The following is a 695-nucleotide window of genomic DNA, read 5'->3' as shown; positions in this document are numbered from 1 at the left end:
CTAAACCGCTACAAGGTCGGCAAGCACTTTGATCTGGAAATCACTGACGCGTCGTTTGGGTATGCGATCAACGAGGCCCGTGTGGCCGCGGAAGCCGCCCTCGATGGCATCTACGTGATCCGCACGGCGGTGCCTCATGAACGCATGAGCAGCGATGACGTGGTGCGCAACTACAAGAGCCTCAGCCAGGTTGAGCAGGCCTTCCGTTCCATAAAGACCGTAGACCTCGAGGTGCGGCCGATCTATCACCGCCTGGCCGACCGGGTGCGTGCCCACCTGCTGCTGTGCATGCTCGCCTACTACATCAAATGGCACATGATGCAGGCCTGGCGCCCACTGCTGTTCGCGGACGAAGAACAGGCGGCCAAGGCGCAACGCGATCCGGTCGCTCCGGCCACGCGCTCGGCCAGCGCATTGCGCAAAGTCTCAGGCAGGACGCTGGGCGATGGCACCTGCGTACACAGTTTCGATTCGCTCCTACACCACCTCAGCACCATCGTGCGCAATGCCTGTCATCACCCAGGCGCGTCCGCGCACGAAGCCACCTTCACCCTCGATACAGCGCCCGATCACAAACAGCAAAAAGCCCTCGAACTGCTGAAAACCATTGCCGTGTAGGCAGCAGCCCCACAGCGGATCAACCATAACTGATTGATTCAAAAGAGTACTTTGCGTCGAGGTCGCAGCAACTTCAG

At 60.0% G+C, this 695-nt stretch carries 1 protein-coding gene; it reads left to right on the top strand.

Translation table 11 applies throughout. From position 1 onward, the window contains the following. The coding region (locus AWB78_RS42925) for an IS1634 family transposase (RefSeq protein ID WP_157697924.1) at positions 1-618 on the top strand (618 nt) is incomplete at its 5' end. Between the last annotated feature and the right edge of the window lie 77 nt (positions 619-695).

Source organism: Caballeronia calidae (assembly GCF_900044055.2).
Classification (GTDB): Bacteria; Pseudomonadota; Gammaproteobacteria; order Burkholderiales; family Burkholderiaceae; genus Caballeronia; species Caballeronia calidae.
Note: the sequence above shows the minus strand (reverse complement) of the source record. Positions and strands in the feature narration are given on the sequence as shown.